4 protein-coding genes (1 of these 4 only partly in view) are annotated in these 7688 nt (G+C 65.0%); all 4 read left to right on the forward strand.

The genetic code is table 11. The annotated features are described in order from the left end of the window. Positions 1-15 precede the first annotated feature (15 nt). The gene (locus CYR75_RS14125) at positions 16-2706 is read left to right on the forward strand and encodes a molybdopterin-dependent oxidoreductase (protein WP_101500626.1); all 2691 of its coding nucleotides are present in this window, start codon (positions 16-18) and stop codon (positions 2704-2706) included. Between the two features lie 101 nt (positions 2707-2807). After that, the gene (dctP, locus tag CYR75_RS14130; protein WP_225972748.1) at positions 2808-3911 is read left to right on the forward strand and encodes a TRAP transporter substrate-binding protein DctP; all 1104 of its coding nucleotides are present in this window, start codon (positions 2808-2810) and stop codon (positions 3909-3911) included. Between the two features lie 153 nt (positions 3912-4064). Next, on the forward strand, positions 4065-6704 hold the full coding sequence (clpB, locus tag CYR75_RS14135) for an ATP-dependent chaperone ClpB (RefSeq protein ID WP_101500627.1): 2640 nt from the start codon (positions 4065-4067) through the stop codon (positions 6702-6704). 125 nt (positions 6705-6829) lie between these two features. After that, a protein-coding gene (msrP, locus tag CYR75_RS14140) for a protein-methionine-sulfoxide reductase catalytic subunit MsrP (RefSeq protein WP_101500628.1) crosses the window boundary here: on the forward strand, positions 6830-7688 show its 5' portion. The gene runs 47 nt beyond the window's last position; 859 of the gene's 906 nt are visible here — the first part of the coding sequence; it begins with the start codon at positions 6830-6832; its stop codon lies off the right edge, out of view.

Here is a 7688-nt window from a genome sequence, read left to right on the forward strand (position 1 = left end):
CAGTGAGAGACCGGAATGACATATTTTCAGCCTACTCGTCGTGCGTTTCTGATCGGCGCGGCTGCGGCCGGGGGGGCCGCCTATCTGCGGGGTTCGACCGCGCTTGCCTCTCTCGATCCGAATTCCTTCACCACCGACCGGATCTTTCACGCCACCCATTACGGCCCGTTCGAGGCCGTGGTCCGCGATGGCGAGCTGATCAACATCAACGCGATCACCGAACTGGACGCGCAGCCGACCGAGATGCTGATGTATGGCGTCAAGGACCGGACCTATGACAAAAGCCGCATCAACTATCCCATGGTGCGCAAATCCTACCTGGAAAACTGGCAGAACGGCGACACCAAGCCCGAACTGCGCGGCAAAGAGCCCTATGTCCGCGTCGATTGGGACACGGTCTGGAGCCTGACCGCCAAGGCGCTGCTGGACACCGCGACCGAGTTCGGCAACGAGGCGATCTTCAGCTCGTCCTATGGCGGCTGGGCCAATGCCGGCAACTTCCGCCCCAACGTGATGCAGGGGCGGCTGCTGAACCTGATCGGCGGCTGCACCAACACGCAGGGCGACTGGTCGGCGGGTGCCTCGCAGATCTGCCTGCCGCGCGTCATCGGCGATATGGAGGTTTACTCCGCCCAGACCGCGTGGGAGGTGATCCGCGACAATACCGAGGTCTTCGTCTTTGTCGGCTGCGACCCGATCAAGAACAACCGCATCGAATACACCGTGGCCGACCACCAGATGTCCGGCCCCTGGGCCGAGATCCGCGACGCGGGCTGCAAGTTCATCTCGATCAACCCGCAGCGCACCGCCTCGGACGAATATGTCGGCGCCGAGTGGATCAAGATCGTCCCGAACACCGACACCGCGCTGTTCCTCGCCATGGCCCATCACGTGCTGGAACAGGGTCTGGAAGATCAGGCCTATATGGACAAATACAGCATCGGGGCCGACAAATGGATCGCCTACGTCAAGGGCGAGGATGACGGCACGCCGAAGACCCCGGAATGGGCCGCCGCGATCACCGGCATCGATGCCGCGCAGATCCGCGAACTGGCCGAGCTGCTGGCGAAATCGCGCACCGAGATCGCCGGCGCCTGGTCGCTGCAGCGCGCCCAGCATGGCGAGATGACCCATTGGGCGATCGTCAACTTTGCCGCGTTGACCGGCAAGATCGGCAAGCCGGGGCAGGGCGTGGGCTTTTCCTGGCATTACGGCGGCGGCGGGATGCCGCAATCGTTCAAATCGACGCCCACCGGCCTCAGCCAGGGCCGCAACTGGGTCAAGGGCATCTGCCCGGCCAGCCGCATCACCGAGATGCTGGAGAATCCGGGCCAGAAGTTCACCTATAACGGGCACGAAGGCACCTACCCCGACGTCAAGATGATCTATAACGCCGGCAACAACTTCATGTCGCACCAGCAGGACACCAACCGGCTGATCAAGGCGCTGGAAAAGGTCGATCACATCGTCAGCGTGGACGTCTGGTGGACAGCGGCGACGCGGTGGGCCGACATCGTCATGCCCGCCTGCAGCACGCTGGAGCGCGACGACATCAGCGTCGGCGGCACCTATTCCAACGACAAGGTCTATGCGATGAAGAAGGTGATCGAGCCGGTGGGCGAAAGCCTCTCGGACTATCACATCTGCGAAGGTCTGGCCGACAAGATGAACCTGTGGACGCAGTTCACCGACGGCCTGGACCTGATGGACCACATCGAGGACGCCTACTCCCGTTCGGCCGCGGCAGAGCACACGCCCTTCGAGGAGTTCTGGGAAAAGGGCTATGCCCGTCAGGAGGTGCCCGAAGAGGCCCGCCGCTGGGTCCGTCACGGCGATTTCTACACCGACCCGGACAAGAACCCGCTGCACACCAACTCTGGCAAGATCGAGATGTTCTGCGAGGAAATCGCCGGCTTCAATCTGGACGACTGCCCCGGCATGCCGGTCTGGATGGAAAAGCACGAATATCTTGGCAACGCCAGGGAAGGCCAACTGCACGTCGTCAGCCCGCACCCGTGGTACCGCCTGCACAGCCAGATGGACCAGTCGAGCACGCTGCGCGATCTCTACAAGATCCAGGGGCGCGAGCCGGCGCGGATCAACCGGCAGGACGCCGAGGCGCGCGGGATCGAGGATGGCGACCTGATCGAGCTGTATAACGACCGCGGCACGATCATCGTCGGCGCCATCCTGTCGGACGATATCATGCCCGGCGTGGTCTCGGTCTATGAAGGGGCGTGGCCGTCGCTGGACAGCAAGGGGCGCTGCAACTCGGGTCTGGTGAACTTCCTGACCTCGACGCAGCGGTCCTCGGGGCTGAGCCAGGCGACCAGTGCCAACACCGTGCTGTGCGAGATGCGCAAATGCGAGGATCCCGAGGGGCCGAACATGGCCTATGAAAAGCCCGAGATCACCGAGGATTACGAGATCGCAGAGATCGACGAGGATCTGCTGGGCCTCGACCGCGTCGAGCAGATCACCGAGAACCTGCTGGCCGATGCGACCGAGGGCGAAAAGATCTTCTATGAACGCTGCACGGTCTGCCACGGCCCGCGCGAGGTCAGCCACTTTACCCAGAACCAGTGGAAGGGCATCACCCCGTCGATGTTCCCCCGCGCCGGTCTTGACGAGAACGAGGCGACTTTGGTGATGGAGTTCCTGATGGCCAACGCCTCGGACGCGCCCAAGGCGGATTCGCTGCAATAGAGACCGGCAGACCCCGCCCGGCGCGCCGCTGCGTGCGCCGGGCATCAACAGCACGCCACTGCGGCTTTCCAGTCCGCGACCGGCCTGAAGGGAGGAACTGCATGAACACCATGACCGCAACCGCAGTTGCGCTTGCCGCGACGCTGACCATGGGCTCGGGCCTGGCGGCCGAGACGATCCGCGCCACATCCGGCTTTGGCCCCGATCACTCGCTGGCGACGGCCATCTATCCCGAGATCGGCGCCCGGCTGGAGGAGTTCACCCAGGGCGGCTGGAGTGTCGAGGACACGCCGTCCGGCATGGTCGCGCCGAACGAGATGGTCGCCGGTCTGCGCGACGGCAAGACCGATCTGGGCGCCGTCGTGCTGCCCTATTTCCCCGAACTTTACGCCGAATCCTCGCTGCCGTCCGAGCTGTCGCTGATCGGCAGCGACAGCCGCGCGATCTCGGCCGCGACGACGGAATATCTGGTCACCTGCGACGAATGCCGGGCCGAGTTCGCGGCCAATGGGCAGGTCTATCTGGGGTCGGACACCACGCCCAGCTACAACCTGCTGACCACGCAGCCGGTCCGAAATGCCGAGGATCTGCGCGGGATGCGGATCCGCGTCGGCGCGCCGATCTTCGCGGCCTTCATCACCAAGCTGGGCGGGGTGGTCGTGCAGGCGCCCTCGTCCGAACTGGCCGATGCGCTGTCGCGCAATGCCGTCGCGGGGACCTTCGACGGCGATCAGGAAATCATCGGCGGCGGCGTGCGCGACCAGATCAAGTTCGTCACCGATATCGGGCTGGGCGTCTATAACGGTGCCGCCGCCGCCGTCGCCAGCCAGTCGCTATGGGACCGCATGTCGCCCGAGGATCGCGCCGCCTTGGCCCGCGCCGCGCAATACGGCATCGCCAAGGGCATCGACACCTTCCGCACGCAGGCCGACGAGGCCCGCAAGGTCGAGGGCATCGAGTTCATCGAGATGGATGACAGCCTGCAAAGCGCCCGCGACGCCTTCATCGATGAGCAGCTGACCAACGCCGCCCGCATCCTTGCCGACCGCGGCGTGACCGACTCGCAGGCCAAGGCCTATCGCTATGCCGCGCTGATCGGCAAATGGGAGCATCTGATCACCCCAGAGATGACGCCCGAGGATCTGGCCCAGCTTCGATATGACGAAATCTTCGCCGATCTCGACATGGCCGCTTTCCCCCGATAACGACTTGCTTCGCCCGCGCCGGAACGTCGCGGGCGGCTTTCGTTTCAGATGCTTGCAGCATCGCATTCCGCTTCCCATCTGTAGGACAGGACCCGGTCCGCGCCGCGCCAGAACGGGCTGCGCCTTAGCCGGGGGCTGTAAAAGGAGCGATCCATGGATATGGAAAAATTCACCGAACGTTCGCGCGGTTTCATGCAGGCCGCACAGACCATCGCCATCCGCGAGGAAAATCAGCGCGTCGTTCCGGAACATCTTCTGAAAGCCCTGATGGATGACGATCAGGGCTTTGCCACCAATTTGATCAACCGCTCGGGCGGGGATGCGCGCGCGGTGCGTGCCGCCACCGATCAGGCGGTCGCCAAGCTGCCCAAGGTCAGCGGCGGCGACGGTCAGGTCTATGTCGACCCCTCGCTGGTCCGGGTGCTGGACGAGGCGCAGAAGCTGGCCACCAAGGCCGGCGACAGCTTCGTGCCCGCCGAGCGTCTGCTGAACGCGCTGGCGGTCGCCAACACCAATGCCCGCGACGCCTTGCAGGCCGGCAATGTCAGCGCGCAGTCGCTGAACAGCGCCATCAACGACATCCGCAAGGGCCGCACCGCCGATAGCGCGAGCGCCGAGGACAGCTATGAGGCGCTGGCGAAATACGCACGCAACCTGACCGAGGCCGCCGAAGAGGGCAAGATCGACCCGATCATCGGCCGCGACGAGGAAATCCGCCGCGCCATGCAGGTGCTGTCGCGGCGCACCAAGAACAACCCGGTGCTGATCGGCGAACCCGGCGTCGGCAAGACCGCCATCGCCGAGGGTCTCGCGCTGCGCATCGTCAATGGCGATGTGCCCGAAAGCCTGCGCAACAAGCAGCTTTGGGCGCTGGACATGGGCGCGCTGATCGCCGGCGCGAAATATCGCGGCGAGTTCGAAGAGCGGCTGAAGGCCGTGCTGAAAGAGGTCGAGAACGCCGCCGGCGAGGTCATCCTGTTCATCGACGAACTGCACACGCTGGTCGGGGCCGGCAAGACCGATGGCGCGATGGACGCCGCCAACCTGATCAAGCCCGCACTTGCACGGGGTGAGCTGCATTGCGTCGGCGCCACCACGCTGGATGAATACCGCAAATATATCGAGAAGGACGCGGCCCTTGCCCGGCGCTTCCAGCCGGTGCTGATCGAAGAGCCGACGGTCGAGGACACCATCTCGATCCTGCGCGGCATCAAGGAGAAATACGAGCTGCACCACGGGGTGCGGATCTCGGACGCGGCCCTGGTCGCGGCGGCAGAGCTGTCGCAGCGCTATATCACCGACCGCTTCCTGCCCGACAAAGCCATCGACCTGGTGGACGAGGCCGCCTCGCGTCTGCGGATGGAGGTGGACAGCAAGCCCGAGGAACTCGACCAGCTCGACCGCCAGATCCTGCAGATGCAGATCGAAGCCGAGGCGCTGAAGAAAGAGGATGACGACGCCTCGCGCGACCGGCTGGAGCGGCTGGAAAAGGAACTGGCCGATCTGACCGACAAGTCGCGCGCCATGACCGAACGCTGGCAGGCCGAACGCGATAAGCTGGAAGGTGCGCGGGGGCTGAAGGAACAGCTTGACCGGGCCCGCGCCGATCTGGATCAGGCCAAGCGCGAGGGCAATCTGGCCCGCGCGGGTGAGCTGTCCTATGGCATCATCCCCTCGCTCGAGCGGCAGTTGGCCGAGGCGGAAGGCGAGGGCGAGAGCGACGGCATGATGGTCGAAGAGGCCGTCCGTCCCGAACAGATCGCCGAGGTCGTCGAACGCTGGACCGGCATCCCGACCAGCAAGATGCTGGAAGGCGAGCGCGAGAAGCTGATGCAGATGGAATCGCTGCTGGGTCAGCGCGTCGTGGGTCAGGACGAGGCCGTGGCCGCGATCTCGCGGTCGGTGCGCCGTGCCCGCGCCGGGCTGAACGACGAGAACCGGCCTTTGGGCAGCTTCCTGTTCCTTGGCCCGACCGGCGTCGGCAAGACCGAACTGACCAAGGCGATGGCCGCCTATCTGTTCGACGACGAGAACGCCATGATCCGCATCGACATGTCGGAATACATGGAAAAGCACTCGGTCGCGCGGATGATCGGCGCACCGCCCGGCTATGTCGGCTATGACGAGGGTGGGGCGCTGACCGAGGCGGTGCGCCGCCGGCCCTATTCGGTGGTGCTGTTCGACGAGGTCGAAAAGGCGCACCCGGACGTCTTCAACGTCCTGCTGCAGGTGCTGGATGACGGTCAGCTGACCGACAGCCAGGGCCGCAAGGTCGATTTCAAGAACACGCTGATCGTGCTGACCTCGAACCTTGGCAGTCAGGCGCTGTCGACGCTGCCGGACGACGCCGATTCGGCGATGGCGCGGCAAGAGGTGATGGCCGCGGTGCGGGCGCATTTCCGGCCCGAGTTCTTGAACCGTCTGGACGAGATGATCATCTTCCGCCGCCTGACGCGCGAGAACATGGCCGGGATCGTCAAGATCCAGCTCGCCCTGCTGGAGATGCGTCTGGAGAAGCGCAAGATCACGCTCGACATCGACGACAAGGCGCTCGCCTGGCTGGCCGAGGAAGGCTACGACCCGGTCTTTGGCGCGCGTCCGCTCAAGCGGGTGATCCAGCGCGCGCTGCAGGACCCGCTGGCCGAGATGCTGCTGTCGGGCGAGGTGATGGACGGCCAGACCGTCAAGGTCAGCGCGAACGAGGACGGCCTGCTGGTCGGCGACCACCTCGGCAATGCCGGGCCCAAGCTGGGCGCGGTGGGCGAAGGCCCCAAGGACGCGACGCTGCACTGATGCGGCGGCCCGGCACCCCGTTCACGCGCGGGTGCCGGGTCAAACGCGCAATCGTGAAAGCTGATCGTTTGTCTCGGGCGCGGCTGACTGGCATCATGCCAGCCCAATGAACGCAGGAGCAAACGATGAAACTTCGCTGGTCTGACGTTACCCCCGAATCGATCTGGCTGAACCGTCGTGCTCTTGTGGCCGGCGTGGCGGGCAGCGCGGCGATGGCCGCGATGCCGGCCTGGGCGCTGCAGGGCAAGCCCTCGCCCCTGTCCACCGATCAGAAGCCGAACAGCTTTGAAGAGATCACCAATTACAACAACTTCTACGAATTTGGCTATGGCAAGGAAGACCCCGCCCGCTATGCCGATGCGCTGACCACGGACCCGTGGTCGGTCGAAATCTCGGGCCTTGTCGAGCGCCCCGGCAATTACGGGGTCGAGGATCTGGCCCCGGAATCCGCGCTGGAAGAACGCATCTATCGCCTGCGCTGCGTCGAGGCGTGGTCGATGGTCATTCCCTGGCTGGGGGTGCCGCTGTCCAGCGTGCTGAACCGCGCGGGCGTCCAGCCCGGCGCCAAGTTCGTGGCCTTCCAGAGCGTGCTGCGCCCGTCCGAGATGCCGGCGCAGCGCGGCTCGGGCATCGACTGGCCCTATCGCGAGGCGCTGCGGCTGGACGAGGCCATGCACCCGCTGACGATTCTGGCGACCGCTCTGTACGACAAGCCGATGCCGAACCAGAACGGCGCGCCGATCCGGCTGGTGGTGCCGTGGAAATACGGCTTCAAATCCGCCAAATCGATCGTCCGCATCACCGTCACCGACCGTCAGCCCGAAACCAGCTGGCAGACGCTGCAGCCGCGGGAATACGGTTTCTATGCCAATGTGAACCCGCAGGTGGACCATCCGCGGTGGAGCCAGGCGACCGAACGTCGGATCGGCGCGGGTCTGCTGGCCGGACGGGTCGAGACGCAGATGTTCAACGGCTATGGCGATC

The organism is Paracoccus jeotgali, from assembly GCF_002865605.1.
Classification (GTDB): Bacteria; Pseudomonadota; Alphaproteobacteria; order Rhodobacterales; family Rhodobacteraceae; genus Paracoccus; species Paracoccus jeotgali.

Excerpts from the sequence above, each read along its gene's own strand:
- CYR75_RS14125 (WP_101500626.1), top strand. The coding sequence starts at position 16 with ATGACATATTTTCAGCCTACTCGTCGTGCGTTTCTGATCGGCGCGGCT.
- clpB (WP_101500627.1), top strand. The coding sequence starts at position 4,065 with ATGGATATGGAAAAATTCACCGAACGTTCGCGCGGTTTCATGCAGGCC.
- dctP (WP_225972748.1), top strand. The coding sequence starts at position 2,808 with ATGAACACCATGACCGCAACCGCAGTTGCGCTTGCCGCGACGCTGACC.